General features: G+C 67.4%; 23 protein-coding genes and 1 tRNA gene. 9 read left to right on the top strand and 15 right to left on the bottom strand.

Annotated features, from left to right (window positions below; translation table 11 throughout):
* Window positions 1-179: 179 nt before the first annotated feature.
* From rplK to ABIB26_RS06515, 4 genes are all read right to left on the bottom strand, one after another.
* Complete coding sequence (gene rplK / locus ABIB26_RS06530; RefSeq protein WP_248759567.1) at window positions 180-611, bottom strand: 50S ribosomal protein L11; 432 nt, start codon at window positions 609-611, stop codon at window positions 180-182.
* 129 nt (window positions 612-740) lie between these two features.
* Complete coding sequence (gene nusG, locus ABIB26_RS06525) at window positions 741-1649, bottom strand: transcription termination/antitermination protein NusG (protein WP_354240702.1); 909 nt, start codon at window positions 1647-1649, stop codon at window positions 741-743.
* 114 nt (window positions 1650-1763) lie between these two features.
* Window positions 1764-2039, bottom strand: coding sequence for a preprotein translocase subunit SecE (secE, locus tag ABIB26_RS06520; RefSeq protein ID WP_354240700.1), 276 nt, complete (start codon window positions 2037-2039; stop codon window positions 1764-1766).
* Between the two features lie 78 nt (window positions 2040-2117).
* A tRNA-Trp gene (locus ABIB26_RS06515) sits at window positions 2118-2190 on the bottom strand.
* A gap of 274 nt (window positions 2191-2464) precedes the next feature.
* On the opposite strand from ABIB26_RS06515, the gene ABIB26_RS06510 reads away from it, so the two are divergent.
* Window positions 2465-3682 (top strand): pyridoxal phosphate-dependent aminotransferase, encoded by a 1218-nt coding sequence (locus tag ABIB26_RS06510; protein WP_354240698.1) that lies wholly within the window; start codon window positions 2465-2467, stop codon window positions 3680-3682.
* A 230-nt stretch (window positions 3683-3912) separates the two neighbouring features.
* Here the strand turns inward: ABIB26_RS06510 and ABIB26_RS06505 are convergent, their stop codons facing one another.
* Together ABIB26_RS06505 and ABIB26_RS06500 are read right to left on the bottom strand one after the other, a co-directional pair.
* Entirely contained in the window at window positions 3913-4587 is a 675-nt protein-coding gene (locus ABIB26_RS06505; protein ID WP_354240696.1) for a LuxR C-terminal-related transcriptional regulator, read from the bottom strand.
* Entirely contained in the window at window positions 4584-6035 is a 1452-nt protein-coding gene (locus ABIB26_RS06500) for a PspC domain-containing protein (protein WP_354240694.1), read from the bottom strand. Before ABIB26_RS06500 ends, ABIB26_RS06505 begins: the two co-directional genes overlap by 4 nt.
* A gap of 124 nt (window positions 6036-6159) precedes the next feature.
* Here ABIB26_RS06500 and ABIB26_RS06495 point away from each other — a divergent pair, with 124 nt between their 5' ends.
* The 3 genes from ABIB26_RS06495 to ABIB26_RS06485 are packed head-to-tail and all read left to right on the top strand — an operon-like array spanning window position 6160 to window position 8392.
* Entirely contained in the window at window positions 6160-7824 is a 1665-nt protein-coding gene (locus ABIB26_RS06495) for a PspC domain-containing protein (protein ID WP_354240692.1), read from the top strand.
* Window position 7825: 1 nt separating this feature from the next.
* Complete coding sequence (locus ABIB26_RS06490; protein WP_354240690.1) at window positions 7826-8134, top strand: hypothetical protein; 309 nt, start codon at window positions 7826-7828, stop codon at window positions 8132-8134.
* 3 nt (window positions 8135-8137) lie between these two features.
* Window positions 8138-8392, top strand: a complete 255-nt coding sequence (locus ABIB26_RS06485; protein ID WP_354240688.1) for a PspC domain-containing protein — start codon at window positions 8138-8140, stop codon at window positions 8390-8392.
* A gap of 166 nt (window positions 8393-8558) precedes the next feature.
* On the opposite strand, the gene ABIB26_RS06480 is transcribed toward ABIB26_RS06485, so the two are convergent.
* Both ABIB26_RS06480 and ABIB26_RS06475 read right to left on the bottom strand, forming a co-directional pair.
* Window positions 8559-9824, bottom strand: coding sequence for a cytochrome P450 (locus ABIB26_RS06480; RefSeq protein WP_354240686.1), 1266 nt, complete (start codon window positions 9822-9824; stop codon window positions 8559-8561).
* Entirely contained in the window at window positions 9821-11512 is a 1692-nt protein-coding gene (locus ABIB26_RS06475) for an FAD-dependent oxidoreductase (protein WP_354240684.1), read from the bottom strand. Before ABIB26_RS06475 ends, ABIB26_RS06480 begins: the two co-directional genes overlap by 4 nt.
* A gap of 380 nt (window positions 11513-11892) precedes the next feature.
* Here ABIB26_RS06475 and ABIB26_RS06470 point away from each other — a divergent pair, with 380 nt between their 5' ends.
* A complete protein-coding gene (locus ABIB26_RS06470) occupies window positions 11893-12918 on the top strand; it encodes a 6-phosphofructokinase (protein ID WP_354240682.1) in 1026 nt (341 codons plus the stop codon).
* A gap of 104 nt (window positions 12919-13022) precedes the next feature.
* A complete protein-coding gene (locus tag ABIB26_RS06465) occupies window positions 13023-13733 on the top strand; it encodes a GNAT family N-acetyltransferase (protein ID WP_354240680.1) in 711 nt (236 codons plus the stop codon).
* Window positions 13734-13751: 18 nt separating this feature from the next.
* On the opposite strand, the gene ABIB26_RS06460 is transcribed toward ABIB26_RS06465, so the two are convergent.
* The 7 genes from ABIB26_RS06460 to ABIB26_RS06430 all read right to left on the bottom strand — a co-directional run bounded on the left by ABIB26_RS06460 (window position 13752) and on the right by ABIB26_RS06430 (window position 19855).
* Window positions 13752-15275, bottom strand: coding sequence for a DHA2 family efflux MFS transporter permease subunit (locus ABIB26_RS06460; protein WP_354240678.1), 1524 nt, complete (start codon window positions 15273-15275; stop codon window positions 13752-13754).
* Window positions 15276-15324: 49 nt separating this feature from the next.
* Complete coding sequence (locus ABIB26_RS06455) at window positions 15325-15888, bottom strand: PadR family transcriptional regulator (protein WP_354240676.1); 564 nt, start codon at window positions 15886-15888, stop codon at window positions 15325-15327.
* Between the two features lie 132 nt (window positions 15889-16020).
* Window positions 16021-16416 (bottom strand): ankyrin repeat domain-containing protein, encoded by a 396-nt coding sequence (locus ABIB26_RS06450; protein WP_354240674.1) that lies wholly within the window; start codon window positions 16414-16416, stop codon window positions 16021-16023.
* Complete coding sequence (gene ygfZ / locus ABIB26_RS06445; RefSeq protein WP_354240672.1) at window positions 16413-17495, bottom strand: CAF17-like 4Fe-4S cluster assembly/insertion protein YgfZ; 1083 nt, start codon at window positions 17493-17495, stop codon at window positions 16413-16415. The genes ABIB26_RS06450 and ygfZ overlap by 4 nt, the downstream gene beginning before the upstream one ends.
* A gap of 22 nt (window positions 17496-17517) precedes the next feature.
* Window positions 17518-18252 (bottom strand): flavodoxin family protein, encoded by a 735-nt coding sequence (locus ABIB26_RS06440; protein WP_354240670.1) that lies wholly within the window; start codon window positions 18250-18252, stop codon window positions 17518-17520.
* A 69-nt stretch (window positions 18253-18321) separates the two neighbouring features.
* Complete coding sequence (locus tag ABIB26_RS06435; RefSeq protein ID WP_354240668.1) at window positions 18322-18936, bottom strand: nitrobindin family protein; 615 nt, start codon at window positions 18934-18936, stop codon at window positions 18322-18324.
* A gap of 184 nt (window positions 18937-19120) precedes the next feature.
* Window positions 19121-19855 (bottom strand): permease, encoded by a 735-nt coding sequence (locus ABIB26_RS06430; protein ID WP_354240666.1) that lies wholly within the window; start codon window positions 19853-19855, stop codon window positions 19121-19123.
* Between the two features lie 228 nt (window positions 19856-20083).
* Here ABIB26_RS06430 and ABIB26_RS06425 point away from each other — a divergent pair, with 228 nt between their 5' ends.
* The 3 genes from ABIB26_RS06425 (at window position 20084) to ABIB26_RS06415 (ending at window position 24417) form a co-directional block, all read left to right on the top strand.
* On the top strand, window positions 20084-20782 hold the full coding sequence (locus ABIB26_RS06425) for a winged helix-turn-helix transcriptional regulator (protein WP_354240664.1): 699 nt from the start codon (window positions 20084-20086) through the stop codon (window positions 20780-20782).
* A gap of 261 nt (window positions 20783-21043) precedes the next feature.
* Entirely contained in the window at window positions 21044-22027 is a 984-nt protein-coding gene (mshD, locus tag ABIB26_RS06420; protein ID WP_354240662.1) for a mycothiol synthase, read from the top strand.
* Between the two features lie 140 nt (window positions 22028-22167).
* The gene (locus tag ABIB26_RS06415) at window positions 22168-24417 is read left to right on the top strand and encodes an RNA degradosome polyphosphate kinase (RefSeq protein ID WP_354240660.1); all 2250 of its coding nucleotides are present in this window, start codon (window positions 22168-22170) and stop codon (window positions 24415-24417) included.
* Window positions 24418-24425 lie beyond the last annotated feature (8 nt).

Here is a 24425-nt window from a genome sequence, read left to right as displayed (position 1 = left end):
TATTCTCCTTGTGCAGTTGTGGTCTGCGGACCGCGCTGGGCCCTGCCACAGTCGGGACTCCGGCTGGTCTAGCCGTGCCGGGTCTCCAACATTTCAATGATTAGGTGGTGCCGGTTGCCCGGCGGTGCTGACCGGCGTCGTGATCGGTTTCCCGAACCCGGCGCATCAGCGGTGGGGAATTAACCCTCGACGGTGATACCCATGGAACGGGCGGTGCCGGCGATGATCTTCGCGGCGCCTTCCAGGCTCGTGGCGTTGAGGTCTTCCATCTTGGTGGTGGCGATCTCGTTGACCTGGGCCTGCGTCAGCTTGGCAACCTTGACGGTGTGCGGGGTCGGTGAACCCTTGGCAACGCCTGCAGCCTTCTTGATGAGCTCCGCAGCCGGCGGGGTCTTGGTGATGAACGTGAATGAACGGTCCTCGTAGACCGTGATTTCCACTGGGATTACGTTGCCGCGCTGGGATTCCGTCGCAGCGTTGTACGCCTTGCAGAATTCCATGATGTTGACACCGTGCTGGCCAAGCGCAGGACCGATCGGCGGGGCCGGGTTAGCGGCACCTGCCTGGATCTGCAGCTTGATGAGGCCGGTGACCTTCTTCTTGGGAGCCAATGTAGGTCCTTCTCTCAAATACGTCCTGGGACACAGGAGCGTGCCTCAGGTTGGTGGCCGCCATGGCGAGGCGGCCGGCCGCCCCGTGGCTGCTAAGCGGGCAGCCCGGGGCGAATTCTTTGCGGAAAGCTAGATCTTGCTGACCTGGTTGAACGCCAGGGTGACCGGGGTCTCGCGTTCGAAGATGGAGACCAGCACCACGAGGGTCTGGGAATCCACCTTGATCTCGGAGATCGTGGCGGGAAGGGTCTCGAAGGGGCCCTCCTTGACGATGACCGACTCGCCAACCTCGAAGTCGACGTCGACGTGCGCGGCGGCGTGCTTGACGGGCTTGCCCTTCTCGGCCTGCTCTTCTTCGAAGACCGGGGCGAGCATGGAGAAGACCTCGTCGAGGCGCAGCGGAACCGGGTTGTGGGCGTTGCCCACGAAACCGGTGACACCGGGCGTGTGGCGGACGGCGCCCCAGGAGGCATCCGTCAGGTCCATGCGGACCAGGACGTAGCCGGGGATGCGGACGCGGTTGATGACCTTGCGCTGAGCGTTCTTGATCTCAACGACTTCCTCCATCGGAACCTGGATTTCGAAGATGTAATCTTCCATGTCCAGCGTCTGGATGCGGGTCTCAAGGTTTGCCTTGACGCGGTTTTCGTAGCCGGCGTAGGAGTGGATGACAAACCAGTCACCCTCCTGGCGGCGCAGCTTGGCCTTGAACTCATCGGCCGGGTCCACCTCGGCGGCAGCAGCGGCGGCAACCAGAAGGTCGCCGGATTCGTCTGCTTCTTCGCCAGTCTCTGCCTCGCCGGACTCGACTGCTTCTTCGCCGGTTGCTACCTCGCCGGACTCGTCTGCTTGGTCGGCTTCTGCTTCGACTTCTGCTTCGACAGACTCCTCGTCTGCGGCTTCAACGGCTACAGCCTCGTCGGCGACGTCGGATTCGGGCGCAGCAGACACAGCCTCGGACTCTTCCCCGGCTTCCACCGCGGCGTCCTGGCTCTTATCCAGCTCAGTCTTGGTTACCTGGAGCTCCTGCTCAGACACTTGGTCTCCTGCTTCCTCATTGCCTAACATGCCTATTTAAATGACTCAATTCCGCACACTCCGCGGACGCTCCCGTTACCCGGGAAATTCCACGCAGTCTGCGGACCGGTCGCGTTAGCGGCCCGTGCCGCTGAAGACCCAGCTCACTCCGGTCCCGAAGGCCAGGTCCAGCAGGGTGACGATGAGCATCATGATGACCACGAACACCAGCACCACGAGCGTGTAATTGATCAGTTCCTTGCGGGTCGGCGCGACGACCTTCTTCAGCTCGCCGATGACCTGGCGGACGAAGAGCGCAATGCGAGCGAAGAAGCCAGCCCTGGCGGCATTCTTCGCGGGGCGGCCTTTGGAGCTGCTGGCAGCTGTTTCGGTCACCTGGTCCTCACTCATCCTCGCAATGTCGGATACCCGGCTCTGAACTGAACCATGGTTGCTGCGCTTGCTCCGGTTCACCCGGAACAGCTTGCGCAGGGCAGACAGGACTCGAACCTGCAACCTGCGGTTTTGGAGACCGCTGCGCTACCAATTGCGCCACTACCCTATGGATCGAAAACACATCCGGCTGCGCTTACCCAGACGTTCCTGAGGCGCAGACCATCATCGTGTTTTCAACACCGGAGAACCAGTCTACGCAACAACTGCGCCTACGTCGAACCGGGCACCTCCGGACACCGTGGCGTGTCGGCGAAAACATCTGACGCAGCTGCAGTCACATTTCCGCGCCGGCACCCCGGGCGATCCGCTGATCAGCATAGAGTAGAGTCCGTCGAATCCCACAAACAGCCCTCCAGCTGCAAGCGAAGAATGGACCCGCCATGCCTGCCGCCCGCATTTCAAAGCGCATTTCCGCCATTGCCGAATCCGCCACATTGGCTGTCGATGCCAAGGCGAAGGCGTTGAAGGCGGCCGGCCGGCCGGTCATCGGCTTCGGCGCCGGCGAACCGGACTTCCCGACCCCCGGCTACATCGTGCAGGCCGCCATCGAGGCCGCCAGCCAGCCGAAGTACCACCGCTACTCCCCCGCCGCCGGGTTGCCCGAATTGAAGCAGGCCATCGCGGACAAAACCTTCCGGGATTCCGGCTACAAGGCCGAGGCATCCCAGGTGCTGGTCACCAACGGCGGCAAGCAGGCGGTCTACAACACCTTCGCCACCCTGCTGGATCCGGGCGACGAGGTCATTGTCCCGACGCCGTTCTGGACCACGTATCCGGAGGCCATCCGTCTTGCCGGCGGCGTGCCCGTGGAAGTCTTCGCGGGCCCGGAACAGGACTATCTGGTCACCGTGGAGCAGCTGGACGCCGCGCTCACGGACCGCACCAAGATCCTCCTCTTCGTCTCCCCGTCCAACCCCACCGGTGCCGTGTACTCGCCGGAGCAGGTCAGGGCAATCGGCAAGTGGGCGGCCGCCAAGGGCCTGTGGGTGGTCACCGACGAGATCTACGAGCACCTGACGTACGACGGCGTGCCCTTCACCTCGATCGCCACTGCCGTCCCGGAACTGGGCGACAAGGTGGTCATCCTCAACGGCGTGGCCAAGACCTATGCCATGACCGGCTGGCGGGTGGGCTGGATGATCGGCCCGGCCGACGTCATCAAGGCCGCGACCAACCTGCAGTCGCACGCCACGTCCAACGTCTCGAACATCCCGCAGGTTGCGGCCCTCGCGGCGGTCTCCGGCCCGCTGACCGCCGTCGACGAGATGAAACTCGCCTTCGACCGCCGCCGCAAGGCAATTGTCGCGGGCCTGAACGCCATTGAGGGCGTTGAATGCCCGACGCCGAAGGGTGCGTTCTACGTCTACGCGGACGTCCGCGCCCTGCTGGGCAAGGAGTTCCCATCCGGCAACGGACCGGTCCGGCCCGCGACGTCGGCCGAGCTGGCCGCGCTGATCCTGGACGAGGTGGAGGTGGCCGTGGTTCCGGGCGAGGCGTTCGGCCCCTCCGGCTACCTCCGCCTCTCCTACGCCCTCGGCGACGAGGACCTGGCCACCGGCGTCGCCCGCCTGCAGGGCTTCCTCGGCAAGGCCAAATAGGACCCTCCCGCACGTTTCGCCCGAAAACGACGGACGCTCCCGCACGTTTCGCCCGAAAACGACGGACGCTCCCTCACGTTTGGCCCGGATAGGACAGACGCTCGCTCACGTTTGGCAGGTATAGGACGGACCCTCCCTCACGTTTGGCAGGGAGCGTCTGTCTTTGGGCAGCAGGATCTGCGGGAGGGTCGGGTTCCGGGCAGCAGGATCTGCGGGAGGGTCGGGGCGGGTCAGAGGAGGCGGCGTTCGGCCGCCCATCGGGTGAGTTCGTGCCGGCTGGAGAGCTGGAGTTTGCGCAGCACCGCCGAGACATGGGTTTCGACCGTCTTGATCGAGATGAACAGCTCCTTGGCGACTTCCTTGTAGCTGTAGCCGCGGGCAATCAGCCGCATCACCTCGAGTTCCCGGGCGGAGAGCCGGTCCAGTTCGTCGTCGGCGATGTCCCCGGGTGCGGTCCCGAAGGCGTCCAGGACGAAGCCCGCGAGCCGGGGCGAAAAGACGGCGTCGCCCCCGGCGACCCGGCGGACGGCGTCGGAAATTTCCGCGCCGGAAATGGTCTTGGTGACATAGCCGCGCGCGCCCGCCCGGATTACCGAGACGACGTCTTCCGCCGCGTCGGAAACACTCAGTGCCAGGAACCGCGTGCTGCCCAGCAGCGGGACAGAGCCGGCAATCACCTCCCGGCCGCCGCCGCCGAGACCGCCGGGCAGATGGACATCCAGCAGCACGACGTCGGGGCGCACCGCGGCGATGACCGCGATGGCTTCGTCGACCGTTCCGGCTTCCCCCGCGACGACGATGGCGGGGTCCAGGTCGGCCTTGAGACCGGACCGGAAGATGGCGTGGTCATCCACGATGACGACACGGATTGCCCGGGGCGCCCCTCCTGTATCTGTGTTGGTCACAGTTTTACCTCTCCGTTGTCGGCGGCGGCCGGGGCGGCCGTGCTGGCGGGCAGTGGCAGCCGCAGCCGGACCTCGGTGCCGTCCGGGTTGCTGCTGATGGCGGCGGTGCCGCCGTGCCTGTTCATCCGGCCGATGATCGATTCGCGGACGCCGAGCCGGTCCGCGGGGACCGAATCCGGATCGAACCCGGGCCCGCGGTCCTTCACAAAGACTTCCGCGGCGCCGTCGGTCACTTCGAGGTATACGGACACGGCACCCCCGCCGTGGCGGGCAGCGTTCAGCATGGCCTCGCGGGCTGCCTGGACCAGGGCCTCGTGCCGTTCAGTCATGGCGCAGTCCCCCACACTCACGACTTCGACGGCGTGGCCCAGCGCATCTTCCACGTCCGCCGCGGCCGCCTTGATGCCTTCGGACAGTTGCCCGGCTTCCTTGCCCGGGTCCCGGTACAGCCAGCCCCTCAGCTCGCGTTCCTGGGCGCGAGCGAGCCGCACGACGTCGTGCTCGTTGCCGGCGCGCCGCTGGATCAGCGCCAAGGTCTGGAGCACGGAGTCGTGCAGGTGGGCGGCGATCTCGGCCCGTTCCGTGGCTCGGACGCGGCCGGCGCGTTCCGCTTCAAGGTCGCGCCAGAACTTCAGCCCCCAGGGGAGCAGCACCAGCGCCACGCCGCCGAGCACCGCCACGGAGGCCAGCAACGCTAGCCAGGTCTGCTCCCAGGACCCCGAGCCGGACACCATCACCAGCACGCCGGCCACCACCAGCGCGAGCCCGGCCGCGAGCCGGGCCCAGCCGCCGGCCTGGTCGGCCTTGGCCTTGTCCACGAGTCCCGCCCGCCGGGTCTCATCCAATTGCATCCAGGCGATGGCGGCGCCGCCCAGGATGGCGGCCACCGGGATAAGGGTCCCCAGCGGCACGTCAAATCCGAGCATCCTGGCGATCAGGATCCCAGCAGCCAGCAGCAGGCCGGATCCAAGCAGGATCTCCTTTCCGTACGGCATGCTCCGGACCCGGTTCGGCCAAGGCCCCATAGCCCCAGCGGCCGCAGCGGCCGGGCCCTTGGTCGTTACCGGAGCGTCCTGCGCCCCAGGGTCCCCCGCGAAGGTGGGGTCCGTGGACTGCGACGGAAAATCCGGGGGCGCCGTGTAGCCTGCAGGCGCTGGGCCCGGGTAAGCACCCGGGTAGGGGTCGACAAACGGTGCACTCACGGCCGGGGCAATGGGCGACGCCGGAAGGCGTGCGGTGCGCTTGGCGCTTTCGTCCGCCGTGGGGACCATGATCCAGAGCCAGGCGTAGAACGCGACGCCGGCGCCGCCGGCGAGCGCCGCGACCACCATGCCGATCCGGACCATCCGCACCGGCCAGCCCAGGTGCCTGGCGAGGCCCGCGCACACGCCGGCAATCACCCGGTCGCCGCCGCGGACCAGCGGAGGGCGGGGAACAGCGGTTGTCATGCATCAATCCAAGCACGGATCAGGGTTCCCCGGAGCGGTTTTGGTCCCTAACCGGGGATGGCTCAGGGACAGTTCAGGGTATCCCCCAGTAGAGCGGAACCGCCGCGAACGGGAGGATCGAAGTATGAATCCGCACACTCCGCACCCCGATGAAGGCCAAGACCCGTCCAGCCCCGCGGCGGGCAGTGGACCCTCCGAAGCCTCTTCCGCCGCCTCTGAGACCCCGGCGGAGACTCCGGCCGGCACTTCCCCGACCATCCCGTTGGATTTTCCGGCGGACGCCGGCGCCCAGAGCACACCGGACGTTCCGCGCAGCGGTCCGACTCCGGAGGCCCCGCCCTTGTATCCGGGCGAGCCGGCCGGATCCGGCACCCTTCCCCCGCCTCCGCCGTACTACGGCGCCACGCCTCCTCCCGCCGGCGCGCAGCCGCAGAACTTCTTCGGCTGGGTCCGGAGCCAGGGAGTCCACCGCGGACGTGACCGCTGGGTAGGTGGCGTCGCCAGCGGCATCGCGCAGCGGTTCGGCGTCGACCCGCTGATCGTCCGCGGCATCTTCATTGTCCTGGCCATTTTCGCGGGCGTCGGCGTGCTCCTTTACGGTCTCGCCTGGGCGCTGCTGCCCGAACCCGACGGACGGATCCATGTGCAGGAAGCCGCCGCGGGCCGGTGGAGCGGCGGGATGACCGGCGCACTGATCACCACCCTCATCGGCCTGCCCGGCCTGGGCAGCGGCGTCTGGGGCTGGGACCGCCACGGCTTCGGCGGTTTCATCTGGACCGTCTTCTGGCTGGGCGGCATCGGCTACCTCATCTACTACCTGGCCCGACGCCATAGGGCCCGGACCGGAACCCCGCCCATGTCCGCGCGCGCCCATCCCGGCGCCCCGGCAAGTCACGCAGACCCGGCCGGCTGGCCAAACGCGGCCCAGCAGGCACAAACGGCCAAAACAGCCGCTTTCGCCCGCACGTCCCACGGCAGCACGGAGCCCATCCCGGCATACGGCCAGCCCGGCTACGGCCGCCCGAACTACGACCAGTCCGGGTATGACCCGTCCGCGGTGCCCGGCACGACCTGGGGCGCACCCCCGCCGTCCGGCCCGACGCCCCCGCCCGGTGGCGGTTACCGCCCCGACGGGAGTGCCCTCCCCCCGGCCAAGCCCCGTAACCTTGGCCCCGGCGCCCCGGCCGTGGCGGTGACGGCAGGGCTCGCCCTCCTCGTTGGCGGCGGCCTCAAGGCGCTCGACGCCGCCAACGTGATCGGACTGGGCGACTCAGGCAACGCCGTCGTGTGGGCAAGCGGGGCGGCTGTCCTGGGCCTCGGGATCCTCGTCGCCGGGCTCCGCGGACGCACCTCGGGCATCCTCGGGTTCTTCGCCGTGGTGGCCCTGATCGTCGGCGGTATCTTCAACGTGGTCCCGAACGGCGACAGGTTCCGCTTCCAGAACGCCGACTGGTCCCCGGCCAGCATCGAGCAGGCCCGGAGCGGGTTCGAGATCACCGGCGGCAGGGGCACCGTTGACCTCACCGGGCTGGCACTCAACCCGCCGCTGGGCTCCGACGTCGTCGTCCCCGTCGACGTCACGGCGAGCAACGTGACCGTGATCATCCCGCAGACCGTGCCCGTGCAGATCCAGGCGGACATGACCATGGGCAACCTCAACGAGGGTGGCCGGAGCCACGGCGGCATGACCACCCAGCAAAACGACTACAACACGGGCCAGCCCGGCGCGCGGCTGATCCTGAGGATCTCCGGCACCGTGAGCAACGTGACGATCCAGGAAGGAAACTGACATGGGCAGCTATGAATCACCGGCAGACAAGTCGACGAGCAGCGCCGCGGGCAACGGGCCGACCACCCCGCTGAAGGCCGGCGGCCCCGAACAGCCGGGAAGCTCCCGGGCCCGCGTCGGGACCATCGTCTGGGGGCTGATCGTGCTGGCCCTCGCCGCGCTGATCATCGTCTCCCGGCTTGGCCTGGTGGCCCTGAACGGCACCTATGTCCTGATCGGCCTGATGATCGGAGCCGGCGCCGCACTCGTGGTCGGCGGGCTGCTCTCAGCCCGCGGACGTGACAAAGATTCATCGACAGGGAAGTCTTGAACCATGGATAAATTCTTCAGCACCGTCAGGGGCCTTGGCCTGAAACGTGGTCCGCAGCGCTGGTTGGGCGGGGTCTGCGGCGGGATCGCCGCAAAGTTGAATGTCGATGTGGCGTTCGTCCGGATCGCGTTCCTGCTCTTCGCCTTGCTCCCCGGCCCCGCCTTCGTCGTCTATCTCGCGGCGTGGCTGATCTTTCCGGACCAGCGGAACGCAATCGTCCTGGAATCCTTCCTCGAGAAGCGCTCAACCCGGCCCTGAAGCCATCCGCTGAGAACGGGAGCACACGGCCCTCTGCGTCGGAAAACTTCCCCGCAGAGGGCTACTACGAATGGCCTGGGCCATGTCCACGGCCGGGCGCCAGTCATCATCCATGCACGAGGTTTAGCAACACGGCAGGGCGATCTCCCTTGAGGTGCCGGGCGCTCTAGATGTCCCCTTTGGAGCGGACCGTCTTGGCTGCCTCGGCGACGCCGTCGATGTCGACCTGCAGGTGGGAGGGTCCGCGCAGGAAGGGGCTCGGCCGGTAGGGTGGCGGGTCGGTGACAAGCCGCGGGTTCTCCAGCCTGTTCGCAAATTCGGTGAGGGCGATCTGGGCTTCGAGCCGGGCCAGGGGCGCGCCGAAGCAGAGGTGGATGCCGCCGCCAAAGCCGAGGTGTTGGTTGTTGGGCCGGTCCGGGATGAAGAGCTCGGGGTTGGGGACATGGGCGGGGTCGCGGTTGCCTGCGGCCAGGAGCAGGGTGAACGAGGAGCCTGCGGGGATGGTTGTGCCCGCGATCTCGATATCGTCCAGGGCAGTGCGGAAGGGAACGAAATGCACTGGCGGCTCGTAGCGCAGCAGTTCCTCAACCATCGGGATGGCCAGGCCGGGGTCGTTGCGCAGTCTCTGGAGCTCGTGCGGGTGGCGTAGCAGTGTCAGGGCGCCGTTGGCGATGAGGTTCACGGTGGTTTCGTGTCCGGCTATGAGCAGGAGAAGGCCGGTGCCCACGAGCTGTTCGGCGGACATGCGGCCTTCCGGGCCGTCATCCGTTGCCATCGCCGAGAGCAGGTCATTGCCCGGTGCCTGGCGGTGGTCCTCGACCAGATCCTCCATTAAGGAGCGCAGTTCCTTCCCGGCTTCGGCTCTCTTCTTTTGCTGCGTTTCGGGATCGAGGCCGGGATCGGTGGATTGCAGGGCCATGTCTATCCAGATCCGGAAGCGCTGTTCGTCTCCTGGGGGTACGCCGAGAAGTTCGCAGATCACGGTGACGGGCAGCGGATATGCCAGGTCATCAACGACGTCGATCCTGGTGCGGCCCGCCATGTTATCGATCAGTTCGGTGGCGATTTCCGTCATCCGTGGTTCCATTCCGGCGACCCGGCCGGGCGTCGTGGGTGGGCCGAAGTGGCGCATGGCGATCCGCCGAAACTTGTCGTGGTCGGGCGGATCCATGCTCAGGAAGGTCGGAGACATGCCGGGGCCCTCCCCGTCGTCGCCGGTGGCGCCCGCCGCTGCTGCGGCCGGATTGAGTGTGATGTCGGAACTTACCCGCGGGTCGTGCAGCAGCGAGGCGATCTCGGCGTACCCGCTGACAACGTACGTTCCGTCCGGAAGCCGTGTCACCGGGGTCTTGCGGAGCTCGGCGTAGAAGGGGTAGGGGTTGGCCCTGTTGGAGTAGTCGAGGATCTGCTCCCAGGCACTGGCCTGGCTCATGGTGAAGGCTCCTTTAGTTGTGGGGCGGTTTCTGCGGGCCTGCGTGACGGCGTGTCACCGGCGGCGGTGTTGGTCAATCTGGCGCGGCGTTCATTGGGATCGTGCCCGGTCACGACGACGGTCGCGTCCTGGGTGGGGCTGGCCGCGGGTTTGAACCCGGCCGGCACGGGCTGGGGATGGACTGATTCGTCGATGTGGTGGAATGCTGGCGGGAAGGGTGCGGCTTGCTCGATCAGCGGTTCGTAGAAGTCGAGCCACTTGTTCTGGTTGAAGGCGACCGCCGCCACGATGCGGCCCTTGTAGCCGTAGACGGCCAGGAATCGCCGCGTGGCCACTGATCCCTGGACGATGGCGACCTCATCGGCGACCGAGGGCACCCCGACGCTTTTGATTTCGGTGCCGAACTGGACTGACCAGAATTTCGGCACCTCCAGGTGCGGCCACCGTTCGGTCTCGCGGCTGACCATGTTGTGTGCCGCGACCTCGGCCTGGGAGATGGCGTTTCCCCAGTGTTCGACGGCGAGGTATTGATATCCGTACATCGGCTGCGGGGCGCGCGCTATGTCGCCGGCGACGAAGACGTCGTCGGTGACCAGGCCGTTCGCGTCGAAGGCGCGGCAGCCGGCGTCGCACGCGACGCCCCATACGCCGCACGCCAAACCGGAATCTGCGAGCCATTCGACATTGCGGATGGCGCCCAGCGCGGCGACGGCCACGCCCACCTCAAGCGTCGTGCCGTCGGACAGAACAGCCCGGCGCAGCTGCCCCGTGGCGTCACCCTCAAGGGACAGGACGCGGACGCCGCAGCGCAGATCCACGCCTTTCTCGATCTGCAGCTCCCCGGCGACTGCTCCGATCACCCCGCCCAGGGCAGCGACGAGCGGTGCCGGACCAGCCTCCGCGACGGTGACCGGCAGGTCGAGTTCACGGCACACGGAAGCGACCTCGCAACCGATGAACCCGGCGCCGATGACCAGCACCCTGCGGGGTCGCCGCGCGAGGTGCTGTCGCAGGGTTGCGGCGTCCTCCCGGGTGCGCAACGTTAGGACGCCTGTCAGGGCCGCCTCTGCAGGGTTGGGCCAGGGGCGGGCCCGCAGGCCGGTGGCGATCAACAACTTGTCGAATCCGATCCGGCCGCCGTCGGCGAGGTGGAGGTGTTTCGCGGCCAGATCCAGGCCGGTTGCCGCCACGCCCAGCCGCCATGTGGCGTCAATGTCCCGGCGCCGCGGCAGCGAGGTGTCTTCCAACGGCACAGTGCCGGCCAGGACTTGTTTGGACAGCGGCGGCCGGTCGTAGGGTTCGTGCGGTTCCGCACCTACCAAAGTCAGCGCGCCGGTGAAGCCTTCCTCGCGCAGCCGCTCCGCTGCCCGAAGCCCGGTCAATGACGCTCCAACGATGACGATCCGTCCGGTTCTCTTGAACGTGTCCCCGCTGTCCTCGATCATGGGAGCCGTTCCGGGCCGTGGGTTCGGATTCAGGGACTCGTCCGGCCCGCCGTCCGCCTGGTCCAGTGCGATGGCCTGGACCGGACACGCAGCGGCGGCCCGCCGGATCCTCGTGCGCTGCGCCCCGTCCGGGTAGGGATCGTACGTCAGCGCCTCGTCCCCCTGGATCGTGAAGACGTCCGGGGCGAGGAAGGCACACTGGGCGTACCCCTGGCATTTAGTGAGGTCAACAACGATCCTCATGCCGGTTTCTCCCTCCTGCCGGCTTCGTCTGCCGTCCGGCCGGCGGCCCCACCCGACCTAACCGGCCGTTCCCGCGCCCTGCAGTGCTGCGGGGCAGGGAGGCGTGCGGGGCCTCGATTCCATTCACGATCAAGTGAATTTGAGTCTAGGCCTTCCGGCCCGTTTTGAGGCGCTTCGCGGGGCGTCCCTGGAGGTGAAGGCAGCGGAGTCGATCGCGATCGTGGGCAAAAGCGGCGTAAGCGGCGCGGCACGGCCGTGAACAGGACTGCGCATGGCGCAGTAACCGTTTGTGTCCTGCCCCACATCCGCCAGTAGAATCTAGGGTGAGCTCAGCGTGGCGCTCTGCCTGTACACCTTCGAACCAGGATTTGAGCAGAGACATGAAAATTGGAATCCTCACCAGCGGCGGAGACTGCCCCGGACTGAACGCCGTCATCCGTGGCGCCGTCCTGAAGGGCATCGCCGTCCACGGCCACGAATTCGTGGGATTCCTGGACGGCTGGCGCGGCGTCGTCGAAGGCGACATCATCGACATCCCCCGGACCATGGTCCGCGGCATCGGCAAGCAGGGCGGGACCATCCTTGGCACCTCCCGCACCAACCCCTTCGAAAACAACGGCGGCCCCGAGGTCATCAAGGCCAACATGGACCGCCTGGGCATCGACGCCATCATCGCCATCGGCGGCGAGGGAACCCTGGCAGCGGCCAAGCGGCTCACGGATGCCGGGCTGAAGATCGTGGGAGTCCCCAAGACGGTGGACAACGACCTCGACGCCACGGACTACACCTTCGGCTTCGACACCGCCGTGGAGATCGCCACCGAGGCGATCGACCGCCTGCGCACCACGGGGGAATCCCACCACCGCTGCATGATCGCCGAGGTCATGGGCCGCCACGTGGGCTGGATCGCGCTGCACGCCGGCATGGCGTCCGGCGCCCACGTCATCCTGATCCCGGAGCAGAAAGCCTCGATGCAGCAGATCGCGGACTGGGTCCAATCGGCCCACGACCGGGGCCGCGCTCCCCTCGTGGTGGTGGCGGAGGGCTTCGTCCCGGACGGCCAGGAGACCCCGCACTCCGAACGCGGCCTGGACACCTTCGGCCGGCCCCGCCTGGGCGGCATCGCCGAACGGCTCGCCCCGGAGCTGGAGGCCATGACGGGCATCGAGACCCGCGCGACCGTCCTCGGCCACATCCAGCGCGGCGGCGTCCCGACGGCGTTCGACCGCGTGCTGGCCACCCGCCTGGGCATGGCTGCCATCGATTCGGTAGTGGAAGGGCGCTGGGGAACCATGGTGTCCCTCAACGGCACCGACATAGTCCACGTGGCCTTCGACGCCGCCCTCGGCAACCTGAAGACCGTCCCGCAGGACCGTTATGACGAGGCTGCTGTCCTCTTCGGCTGAGCCGTGTCCGCCTGCGCGGGATTCGTGGCGGCCTCCCGGCGGCCGCGCCGCGGGTGCTGCCGCCGGTGGGTAGGGTGCTGCCGCCGGGTGGGTAGGGTTGAGTCATGAGTCTTGAGCCCGGTTCCGCTGACATTATCCATCTCGCGTGGGCGCGCCACCTGGGATTCGACGACGCCGCCCTCGCCGCTTCCGCCGGCGAACGCCTCACCCGGGCGGACGGGTCCCGCCGCACGGTCGACTTCGTCCGCCTGTTCGGCGCCTCCGCCCTGGTGGGGCCGCAATGGGTGCTGGATGCCGCCGTCGGGATTTCCGATGAGGAGCTCGCCCAGCACGTCACCCTTCTCACCCTGACCCGGCCCCATGGCGGCCACGGCCTGGGCGCGGCAGCACTCTTTTTCGCGGACGAATTGCCCCTGCTGCAGCCCGCCGAGGAGCTCACCGTCGCGCACGGGAACCCGGAGGCCGTGGAGCTGGAGGGCCGCTGCCCGCCGGACGACGTCAACGAGGTGCGGTTGCCCGAGCTGCCGCACCGCTACACGGTCATGCGCGACGACGGCGGCCGGTCCGTTCCCGTCGCGTGCGGGGCGTACACGGAGTGGGAGGGGATCCTCGCCGACGTCCGCGTCCTGGTGGATCCGGAGTGGCGCCGCCGGGGCCTGGGCTCGCTGGCGGCCTCGATCGCCGCCCACGAGGCGCTCGCCTCCGGCCTGACGCTCCAATGGCGCTCCGACGTCAGCAACAAGGGCTCCCTCGCCATCGCCCGGAGCCTGGGCTTTGCCGCCGGCGGCATCCAGACCAGCGTGCTGCTGGGCTGATCCGGATGCCGGCTTGGGTCAGCGCCGCCTGGCCTCGGCCTGCTCAGCCGCCGGGGCCTGCGCCGGCGAAGAACCGCCGCCCCAGCCGTGCGTCGGCTGCGGTTTGGCGAAGAACAGCGCCACCGCGGCACCGAGCAGGATGACCGCCGCGGGCAGCAGGATGGACTGGCCCATCGCCGTCGAGAAGCCCTCGTGCAAAGCCGCCGGCAGGGTGCCGCCAAACGACATCGGACTGGCCTCCCCGGAGCCACCCGGAGCCGCCGGGAGCTCCGCCGCGAGCCGGGCCTGGATCAGCACCGCGATGGCGGCGCTGCCAAGGACCGCGCCGATCTGGCGCGTGGTGTTGTAGACGCCGGCGCCGGCTCCCGCCTGCCGGGGCGGCAGGTTCCGGGTAGCGGTGGTGCTCAGCGGCGCCCAGATCCCGGCGTTGGCGAAGCCGAGCACGGCGCTGGGCAGCAGGAACAGCCAGATCGGCGTATCCGGGTGCATCAGGAAGGCGTTCCAGAACAGCGCCACGGACATCAGCAGCAGGCCGGACGCGGTGATGTATTTCGGATTGACCCGGTCGATGATCTTGCCCACGACGGGGGCGAGGCCGCCCGAGATCAGCGCCATCGGGACCATCATGAGCGCGGACTGGGTCGGGGTCAGGCCGCGGACGATCTGGTAGTAGAAGATCAGCGGCAGGGTGAAGGACGTCACCGCGAAACCGACGGTGGTGATGCCGATGTTCGCCAGGGAGAAGTTGCGGTCCTTGAAGAGTGAGAGCGGCAGCAGCGGTTCACCCTTGTTGTACCGTTGCCACACCACGAAGGCCGTGAGGACCACCAGGCCGGCGATGATGAGCCCCCAGACCGTGATGGGTCCGGCGATGGTCCCCCAGTTGTAGGTCTCGCCCTCCTGGATCCCGAAGACCAGCAGGAAGAGCCCGACGGCGCTGAGCAGCACGCCGGGGATGTCGAACTTGTGCGGGTGGGTGCTGAGGGCCGGTACGTAGCGCAGGGCCAGGATGAAGCCGACGATGCCCACGGGGATGTTGATGAAGAAGATCCATTCCCAGCCGAGTCCGTCCACGAGGACACCGCCGAGGATCGGTCCCACCAGGGTGGCGACGCCGGCCGTGGCGCCCCAGATGCCCATCGCGGCCCCGCGGCGGTCCGGCGGGAAGATCCGGGTGATGACGGCCATGGTCTGCGGCGTCATCAACGCTGCGCCGAGGCCCTGGAGCACCCGGGCCTCGATGAGGGTCTGGACGTCGCCGGACAGGCCGCACCAGAGCGAGGCCAGCGTGAAGACCACCAGCCCCGTCAGGTAGAGCTTTTTCGGGCCGAAGCGGTCACCCAGCCGGCCGGTGATGAGCAGCGGCACGGCGTAGGCGAGCAGGTAGGCGCTGGTCACCCAGATCACCGCGTTGATGTCAGCGTTCAGGCCTTCCATGATCTTGGGGTTGGCCACCGAGACGATGGTGGTGTCGATCAGGATCATGAAGAAGCCGATCACCAGGGACCAGAGTGCCGGCCACGGCCTGGCTACGTTTTCCATGGAATTCCTTAAGTGCTGATGGGTGGGTTGATAAGAATGCGGAGGGCGGCTACCAGGGCAACTGTCCGCCACCGAGCTGGTCCTGGAGGTTCCGGATCCAGCCGATCTCGGCGCGCAGCATGGTCTGCTGGTACGCCAGGTCGATCCAGTACTTGCGCTCGACGCCTTTGGCCTGGACCCGTTCCTCCGCGGCGGCGAGGAAGTTCAACTGCCCCTGCAGGTCCGCCAGACGCAGGCCGAGCAGTTCAACCACGACGCCGGCCGGCAGGTTGTACGCCTCCGAGATGGCCAGCGGGAATGAAGGGTACTCGTTGACGGGCTTGGCGAGCATGTCCCGGACCCTTTGGATCAGGGCTTCCCGGCCCGCCCCGGAGATTTCATAGGTGGTGCGTTCGGGACGGTTCCCCTCACGGTCGGTGCCCGCGGCCTCGACCAGCCCCTGCTCTTCCAGCCGTCCGACAGCGTGGTAGAGCGTTCCCGGGCGGACCTTCACGAGCCGGTCTTCGTGCCGGGCCATCAGGAGCTGGTACATCTCATAGGGATGCATGGGCTCCTCGACCAGCAGGGAGAGCGCGGCGACGCCCAAAGGCGTCAGCGGCGTGGCTCGGGCCATGAGGCAGTCTCCTTTTTGGTGTTGCGTCCTGCGTCAACGAAGACTATTCCACGAGAACTATTCCACAGGGAGTATCAGGACGCAAGGTGCCTCCGGAACCGTCCGGCGCGTGCTCAGCCGAGCAGCAAGTGCTCAGCCCAGCAGCGCGAGGATGTCCGTCCGCGCGAACATCTGCGCGGCGGCCCGCGCGGAGGGCGTGCCCGCATCGGGGTCGGCTCCCGCTTCCACGAGCGCCTCCACCACATCGGAGTAGCCCTTGAACACGGCTCCGGCGAGGGGCGTCTGGCCGCGGTCGTTGGCGGCATTGGCGTCACCGCCGTGCTGCAGGATCAGCCGAACGGTGCCGGCATGGCCGTGGTAGGCCGCCAGCATCAGCAGGGAGTCCCCGCCGGAGGTAGTCAGTGTGGCGGGCGCCCCCGCGGCGAAGTAGCTGCCGAGGAGCGCACTGTTCCCTTCCCGCGCCGCGTCGAAGAGCTTATGGGCCAGGGCGAGCGTCTCGTCATCCGGCGCGGCGGTCCCGCCTGTCACCGGGTCCCTCGCAGGAATCCGGTCTGCCGTCCGACCACCTGGCCGGCGTCCGGAGCCACAATGACTTCCTGCGCCGCGGTGTAGGGCTCGTCGCCGTCGAGGACGGTCAGGACTTCCTCCGGTGCCACGGAGCGCTTGATGACCGCGAGGGCCACCGGCCCCATTTCGTAGTGCTGCGCCACGGAGGTCACGGTGCCTACCTTGCGGTCACCGATGCGGACCTCGCTGCCGGCGGCGGGCAGGGTATGCTGCGAGCCGTCGAGCTGCAGGAAGACGAGCCGGCGCGGCGGGTGTCCCAGGTTGTGGACGCGGGCCACGGTTTCCTGGCCCTTGTAGCAGCCCTTGTTCAGGTGCACGGCGGTGCGGAGCAGGTCGAGTTCGTGCGGGATGGTCTTGTCATCGGTTTCGGCACCCCAGCGGGGCCGCCACGCGGCGATGCGCAGCGCCTCGGCTGCCCAGACGCCGGCCAGCTGGCGCTCACCGACCGTGGCTTCGAGCTTCGTTGCGGGGACGAGGTATTCGAACCAGGGACGTTCCAGCCCGGGATGGGCGTCCTCGCCCACCACGGCGTAGGAATAGCCGCCGGCACCGACGTGCGGCCAGGGATCCTCCCAGACCTGCAGCCCGGACCACTCCGGGATGCGCCCGGTGGCGCCGAGCACGGCCCAGCCCGCCGACACGTCGGCGACCTCGACCCGGAGCATGAACTTCATCCGGTTGAGCCATTCGGCGAGCGGCGCGGCCTCGGCGGCTTCCACGATCAGCCAGGTGGTGGCGGCGTCGTCCACCACGTGCGCGTCGAATTCAATCCTGCCCTGCACGCTGAGCAGCAGCAGTTCGGTGGACTGGCCCGGCGGCAGGCTGGTCACCTGCTGGGAGGACAGGGTGTTGAGCCAGCTCAGCCGGTCCGGCCCGCTCACGGTGACCACCCCGCGCTGGGAGAGATCGACGACGGCGGTGCCGGCGGCCAGCGCCCGCTGCTCGCGCAGCGGCTCACCGTAGTGGGAGGCGACGCCGGCGTCAGCGCCGCCGGCTTCGACCGCGCCCGGGCGCGACAACAATGGGCTTGTGTAAGTCATATCTAGTAGAAGTCCTCAGGGTCTAGCGGTATTCCGGATTTTCGAAGTCGTACCGGGTACCGGCCTTCCAGGCCTCGGGCAGGTTCCCGTAGGCCGGGATGCCGCCGGCGTCCTTGAGCATCCGGGCCAGGTGCAGCAGGTTCCACGTCATGAAGGTGGTGTTGCGGTTGGTGAAGTCGGTTTCCGGGCCGCCGGAGCCTTCGTCCAGGTAGCTCGGCCCGGGCCCGACGGCGCCGATCCAGCCGGCGTCGGCCTGCGGCGGAATGGTGAAGCCGATGTGCTGGAGGCTGTAGAGGACGTTCATGGCGCAGTGCTTGATGCCGTCCTCGTTGCCGGTGATGAGGCAGCCTCCCGCCTTGGGGTAGAAGGCCCACTGGCCCTTCTCGTTCAGCTGGCCCGAGTGCGCGTAGAGGCGTTCGATCAGCTTCTTGGTCTGTGAGGAGTTGTCGCCCAGCCAGATGGGTCCGGCTATGACCACGATGTCTGCTTCCCGGACGGCGGGGTAGAGCTCGGGCCATTCATCGCTCTGCCAGCCGTGCTCGCGCATGTCCGGATACACGCCGCTGGCGATGTCGTGATCCACCGTGCGGATCACCCGGGTGGTGACGCCCTGCTTCTCCATGATCCGGCGGCTGATGTCGATCAGGCCCTGGGTGTTGGAGGTCTCCGGCGACTTCTTGAGCGTGCCGTTGAAGTACACGGCTTTGAGGTCGCCGTAGCTCTTCTTGCCCACGGGGGTGGCTACTTCTTCAGTCACTGCCTTGCTCCCTGCGTTCGGTGCGTACAACTGAAAATCAGTGAGACCTCAACGCTCCCGGCAGAGCCGTCAGCTGAGTTTGTCGAGGATGGCGGAGGCGTGTGCCTCCAGCCCGCCACCCGGCGTCGGATCCTTGCCGGTCGCCACGTCCCAGCGCCACAGCAGCTTGCCGTCCACGAGTCCGAAGATCCGGGTGGCGGCAGTGTATTCCTTGGAGTGGCTTCCGCGCATCACCATGTCGGTGCTCAGCTGGATCTGGGGGCCCTTGATCTGGCCGTAGTACAGCTCGGAGATCCCGCCGGGGTGGGCGACGGAGACTGAAATGTCGAAGCCTCCGTCGCTGTTGCGCAGGGCCTCGACCTCGTCGGCGCTCTTGAGGACCGGGACAATGTCACCCGGAGTCAGGCCTGGCCCGCTGTCCTCTTCGCGCTGCTTGCGCTCGAGGGCCCAAAAGCCGGTTTCGACAGCGAGCGGACGCAGCCTGGTGCCCTCGTCGTCGGTCAGCCAGCTCTCGGCCCGGTACTGGAGGTATGGCAGGCCGTTGTGGGTGAAGGAGACGTGCTGCAGGAAGTGCTCGGATTCCTCGTCCCCGGCGCCAAGGCGGCCGGGGCCCTCCCACTCGCCAATGAGCCAGGACAGCGGAACGATTTCGGGTGTCAGATCTGTAGGTATTTCAATAGGCACGGAGGCTACCTCTGGAAACTACGGGTTCTGGACGGGTATTGGCTTCTGGCTGGCTACTTCTGGCCCGCGAAGAGGCGGTACACCACAAAGCCGGCGAACCAGGCCATGGACAGGCTGGCGATGCCAAGCAGGACAAGGAAGAAGATCTCAAATGCAAGTACGGACATGATGCCATCCTAACGCGTTAGTAGATGAGTAGTTTGTCTATGAAGTATGCCAGCGAGCCGATGGCGGAGACCGGCCCCAGACCCATTCCCAGGGCCGCCGGGAGGTTGAGCGTTTCGCCGCGGAGGACCACCAGGCGGCGGAAACTCACCAGCACGGACCCCACGACGACGCCGACGAGGGCCGCCGGCAGGACGGCGATATCGGAAAACACCAGCCCGGCGAGCGGGCCGGCCAGTCCGGCTCCGATGATACCCAGCGGCGCGACGATCCTGTCCGGCCAGCGGATCAGGCCCGCCATCAGGGCAAATGCGGCGCTGATGGCCGCGACGAGGAGCATTTCCCGGACCCCGTTGAAGCGGGAGCACGCGATCCAGCCTGCCCCGAGGCAGGACAACAGGACGCCGGCGCAGGAGCCGAGCGTGGATTCAAGCCGCTGGGCCTGGCCGGTGCCGCGGAGCAGCTGCATCACGAAGATGGCCATGACGCCGGCGGCCAGGAAGGACGGGGTCCAGTTCAGGAAGCCCGGGGCGGGAAGGTAGGTGGCTGCGACGGCGGACCCCACGCCCGGCAGTCCGATCAGGGCGGCCAGGGTTTTCTTGGCGGGGATGCCCAGGAAGTGGGGCCAGCCGATGCCGACGCCGGCGGCGGTGAGCGATGCGACGGCGAGCAGGGCCTCCGGCGAGGAGTAGGCGCCGCCGACGATGGCGGCGAGACCGGCCAGGCCGATGATTCCTATGCTCCACGTCTTCACTGGCTACCCGCCGATGCCGTACCTTCGCTCACTGCGGACCCCCATTCGACCTGATCGCCATCTTCAAGGGCTGCGCGCCCTGACGGATCAATCCTGCCTTATGTGAACGTTTTATGTCGCAAAGGGACCCGCGCCAGGTGACGGGACCGTGTCCGGCATGAGGCCGTTGGGTATACTCGATTTCAGCTACAGTCGCCCGACGATGCGCGGACACCCCTTGGAGGAACTATGTCGCACATCTTGCTACTGACGAACAGCACCGGCTCATCGGTGGACGTCCTGCCTGCGCTGGAACTGCTGAACCACCGCGTCCACATCCTTCCGGCCGAACCCACCGCACTGCTGGATACCGACCCCTGTGACATCGTCCTGCTGGACGCCCGCAAGGACCTGGTGGGTGCCCGCTCCCTCACCCAGCTGCTCAAGGCCACGGGCTTGAGCGCACCGCTGATGTTGATTCTCACGGAGGGCGGCATGGCGGCCGTGTCCTCGGCCTGGACCGTGGACGACATCCTGCTGGAGTCCGCCGGACCGGCCGAGGTGGAAGCCCGCATCCGGCTGGGCATCGCACGCGCCGTGCCGGAAAAGGACGATGCCCCGACGGAGATCCGGGCCGCCGGCGTCGTGATTGATGAGGCCAGCTACACCGCCCGCGTCAACGGGGCGGCACTGAATCTGACGTTCAAGGAATTCGAGCTGCTCAAGTACCTCGCGCAGCACCCCGGCCGGGTCTTCACCCGGGCGCAGCTGCTGACCGAAGTGTGGGGCTACGACTACTACGGTGGCACCCGCACGGTGGACGTCCATGTCCGGCGGCTGCGGGCCAAGCTCGGCGCCGACCATGAGAACCTCATCAGCACCGTCCGCAACGTCGGCTACCGCCTGACCCTGGTCCGTCATCCGGAAGAGGAACTAAGCGAGGCCTGAGCGCCGGCCCCGCAGTTCCACCGGAGCTGACACGTCCTCCACTCAAATACTAAAAGCCCCGGACTCTGGAGTCCGGGGCTTTCAGTATTTGAGTGGAGGACATACGGGTCGAACGTATCGAGGCCACCCCAGTGGTGGATCCCCCTCGCATCCGGCCTGACGGTTTTGCAGCGAACCGCCGGATGAGTTAACGACTATACGCAGCAGTTCCGGAAACAACAAAATCGGCTCCCCCGCGGCACCAGCGTATAGCCTTGCACCATGAGTCCTGCGCATCCTGAAAACTGGCCCGTCTTCGTCGCCAAGGGAGCGGCGGATGAGCAGCTCCTGAGGGACGTCAAAGTCCTCGTGGCTGCCGCAGAGGAATCCGACGGCAATCCGCCGTTGTCCGAACAGACGCTTGTGACCCTCCGCGCCGCTGACACCGCGGCGACCGAAGTTACAAATACCGTGCTGACGCTCGCCCTCTACTGCCCTGACGAGAAATCCGACGCGGCCACCGGGCAGGACCTGGCGGGCTTCGCCGTCGTCGTCGAGGAGCCGGACGGCACCGGGGTGCTGGAAGTCGCCGTCCACCCGAGCTACCGCAACCAGGGCGTGGCGGACCGGCTGGTGCGCGAGCTCAGGAACACCCGCGGTTTTGCCGGCCTCAAGGCCTGGTCGCATGGAAACCATGAGGCGGCGGCGGAGCTGGCGGCGCGCTATGGCTACGGCCCGTTCCGCGAACTGTGGAAGATGCGGCTCACCACGGCGGCGGCGGAGCTGCCCGACGTCGCCCTGCCGGAAGGCGTCACAGTGCGGGCGTTCGTTCCGGGCCGGGACGAGGACGCCTGGCTGGCGGCGAACCGGGCCGCGTTCGCGCACCACCCGGAGCAGGGGAACATGACGCGCGCCGACCTGGACGCGCGGATGGCCGAAGCGTGGTTTGACCCCGCCGGGTTCCTGCTTGCCGCGGACCCCCGGGGGCGGCTGCTCGGCTTCCACTGGACCAAGGTGCACCCCCGGCACGGCGGGCATCCTGCGATCGGTGAGGTGTACGTCGTCGGCGTCACGCCGGCCGCGCAGGGCACCGGACTCGGCAAGGCGCTGACCGTCGCCGGCATCAGGCACCTGCAGCAGCAGGGCCTGCACGCGGTGATGCTCTATGTCTACGCCGACAACATCCCTGCCGTCTCGCTGTACCGGCGGCTGGGCTTCACCCGCTGGGACGTCGATGTCATGTATGCCCCGCTTGACGGGCGCTAGTTGCGCCGTTCCTCCAGCCGTTCCTCCCGCCCTTAATCCAGTCGGCGGGCATGCGGCCGGCCGGGGCCGAAATCTGGGCTCGGCGGAATCTGATTGCTTGTAAGGTTGAAGCTAAATCGCGCCAGCATTTAGGAGAGACCATGCAACGGGAATCTGCCCGGACCGCCACGTCTGAAGAAAAAGCGCGTCCCGTGCGTGCCCATTTCGGCTCCTCCGAAGTACCGGCCTCCCGCGCCACCCAGGACCGGATCGACATTCCCGAATTCGCGCCGAACCTGGAACCGGCAGGCGACATCAGGCCGGACCGTTTCCTGGACCGGGAGCTCAGCTGGCTCGCCTTCAACTCCCGGGTCCTGGAACTGGCCGAAGACCCGAATCTGCATCTGCTGGAGCGCGTCGGCTTCCTGTCGATCTTCGCCTCCAACCTGGACGAGTTCTTCATGGTCCGCGTCGCTGGCTTGAAGCGCCGGATCGCCACCGGGCTCGCCGTGCCATCCCCCGCCGGGCTGAGCCCCATGCAGGTGCTGGAGCAGATCGGCGAGGAGGCCCACCGGCTGCAGCAGCGCCACGCCCGGGTCTACGCCGAGCAGATCCGCCCGGCGCTGGCGTACGAACACATCCACCTCATGCACTGGGAGGAACTGGATTCCCAGGCCCAGGACCAACTCAGCGCGATGTTCGCCGAGAAGGTCTTCCCGATCCTGACGCCGCTGGCCGTGGACCCCGCGCACCCGTTCCCGTACATCTCCGGGCTCTCGCTCAACCTCGCCGTGGTGGTCCGCAACCCGGTCAGCGACAAGGAACTCTTCGCCCGCCTGAAGGTCCCGGACCAGCTGCCCCGGCTGATCTCCATTGACGGTCCGCGCGCGGGCTCCATTCCCGGGCGGGTGGCCCGCTTCATCGCCCTCGAGGAAGTCATCGCCGTCCACCTGGACCAGCTGTTCGCCGGCATGGAGGTACTCGAGCACCACACCTTCCGCGTCACCCGCAACGAAGACGTCGAAGTGGAAGAGGACGACGCCGAGAACCTGCTGCAGGCGCTGGAGAAGGAACTCCTGCGCCGCCGTTTCGGGCCTCCCGTCCGGCTCGAGGTCACCAACGACATCAACCCGAACATCCGGGCCCTGTTGATCCGCGAGCTGGGCGTCGAGGAATCCGAGGTCTACTCTGTTCCGGCCCCGCTGGACCTGCGCGGCGTCTCCGTCATTGCCGGAATCGACCGTGCGGACCTGCATTACCCGAAGCACGTCCCTCACACCTCGCGGTACCTCAACGAATCGGAGACCTCCAAGGCGGCCAATGTCTTCGCGGCCATGCGGCGCCGGGACATCCTCCTGCACCACCCGTATGATTCCTTCTCCACCTCCGTCCAGGCGTTCCTGGAGCAGGCCGCCTCGGACCCGAAGGTCCAGGCAATCAAGCAGACGCTGTACCGCACCTCGGGCGACTCCCCCATCGTCGATGCGCTGATCGACGCCGCCGAAGCCGGCAAGCAGGTCCTGGCCCTCGTGGAAATCAAGGCCCGTTTCGACGAACAGGCCAACATCTCCTGGGCCCGGAAACTGGAACAGGCCGGCGTCCATGTGGTCTACGGCATCGTGGGACTCAAGACGCACTGCAAGCTGTCCCTGGTGGTGCGCCAGGAAGTGGACGGCCTGCGCCGCTACTGCCACATCGGCACCGGCAACTACCACCCGCGCACCGCCCGCTACTACGAGGATCTGGGGCTGCTGACGGCCAACGAGCAGGTGGGCGAGGACCTTTCCAAGCTCTTCAACCAGCTCTCCGGCTACGCGCCCAAATCCACCTTCAAGCGGCTCCTGGTGGCACCGCGTTCGGTGCGGTCCGGGCTCATTGACCGGATCGAAACCGAAATCCGCAATGCCAAGGCGGGCCTCCCTGCCCGCGTCCAGATCAAGGTCAACTCGATGGTGGACGAGGCCATCATCGATTCCCTGTACCGGGCGTCCCAGGCCGGTGTCCCGGTGGACGTCATTGTCCGCGGTATCTGCTCGCTGCGCCCGGGCGTCCCCGGTCTCAGCGAGAACATCACGGTCCGCTCCATCCTCGGCCGGTTCCTCGAACACTCCCGCGTCTTTGCGTTCGCCAACGCCGGCGCCCCGGTGGTCTACATCGGTTCGGCCGACATGATGCACCGCAACCTGGACCGCCGCGTGGAGGCCCTCGTGCAGCTCACCAGCGGGGACGACACGACGTATGTCCTGGACATGCTCCGCCGCTACATGGATCCCGGGACGGCCAGCTGGCATCTGGACAGCCGGGGAGAGTGGGAGCGCCACCATCTCAGCGAGGACGGCCAAAATCTGGAGGACGTCCAGTCCTGGCTGCTCGCATCCCGCTCGCGGCAACGCTCGGCAGGCCTTCGGTAGGGCTGTGG

Source organism: Arthrobacter sp. UYEF20 (genome assembly GCF_040546335.1).
Taxonomy (GTDB): domain Bacteria; phylum Actinomycetota; class Actinomycetes; order Actinomycetales; family Micrococcaceae; genus Arthrobacter.
This window is presented reverse-complemented; position numbering and strand designations above follow the sequence as displayed.

What these genes read in the sequence shown, in the direction of transcription:
- secE (WP_354240700.1), bottom strand. Translation starts at nt 2,039, where the DNA reads ATGAGTGAGGACCAGGTGACCGAAACAGCTGCCAGCAGCTCCAAAGGC.
- ABIB26_RS06510 (WP_354240698.1), top strand. Translation starts at nt 2,465, where the DNA reads ATGCCTGCCGCCCGCATTTCAAAGCGCATTTCCGCCATTGCCGAATCC.
- ABIB26_RS06500 (WP_354240694.1), bottom strand. Translation starts at nt 6,035, where the DNA reads ATGACAACCGCTGTTCCCCGCCCTCCGCTGGTCCGCGGCGGCGACCGG.
- ABIB26_RS06495 (WP_354240692.1), top strand. Translation starts at nt 6,160, where the DNA reads ATGAATCCGCACACTCCGCACCCCGATGAAGGCCAAGACCCGTCCAGC.
- ABIB26_RS06490 (WP_354240690.1), top strand. Translation starts at nt 7,826, where the DNA reads ATGGGCAGCTATGAATCACCGGCAGACAAGTCGACGAGCAGCGCCGCG.
- ABIB26_RS06485 (WP_354240688.1), top strand. Translation starts at nt 8,138, where the DNA reads ATGGATAAATTCTTCAGCACCGTCAGGGGCCTTGGCCTGAAACGTGGT.
- ABIB26_RS06480 (WP_354240686.1), bottom strand. Translation starts at nt 9,824, where the DNA reads ATGAGCCAGGCCAGTGCCTGGGAGCAGATCCTCGACTACTCCAACAGG.
- ABIB26_RS06475 (WP_354240684.1), bottom strand. Translation starts at nt 11,512, where the DNA reads ATGAGGATCGTTGTTGACCTCACTAAATGCCAGGGGTACGCCCAGTGT.
- ABIB26_RS06470 (WP_354240682.1), top strand. Translation starts at nt 11,893, where the DNA reads ATGAAAATTGGAATCCTCACCAGCGGCGGAGACTGCCCCGGACTGAAC.
- ABIB26_RS06465 (WP_354240680.1), top strand. Translation starts at nt 13,023, where the DNA reads ATGAGTCTTGAGCCCGGTTCCGCTGACATTATCCATCTCGCGTGGGCG.
- ABIB26_RS06460 (WP_354240678.1), bottom strand. Translation starts at nt 15,275, where the DNA reads ATGGAAAACGTAGCCAGGCCGTGGCCGGCACTCTGGTCCCTGGTGATC.
- ABIB26_RS06455 (WP_354240676.1), bottom strand. Translation starts at nt 15,888, where the DNA reads ATGGCCCGAGCCACGCCGCTGACGCCTTTGGGCGTCGCCGCGCTCTCC.
- ygfZ (WP_354240672.1), bottom strand. Translation starts at nt 17,495, where the DNA reads ATGACTTACACAAGCCCATTGTTGTCGCGCCCGGGCGCGGTCGAAGCC.
- ABIB26_RS06425 (WP_354240664.1), top strand. Translation starts at nt 20,084, where the DNA reads ATGTCGCACATCTTGCTACTGACGAACAGCACCGGCTCATCGGTGGAC.
- mshD (WP_354240662.1), top strand. Translation starts at nt 21,044, where the DNA reads ATGAGTCCTGCGCATCCTGAAAACTGGCCCGTCTTCGTCGCCAAGGGA.
- ABIB26_RS06415 (WP_354240660.1), top strand. Translation starts at nt 22,168, where the DNA reads ATGCAACGGGAATCTGCCCGGACCGCCACGTCTGAAGAAAAAGCGCGT.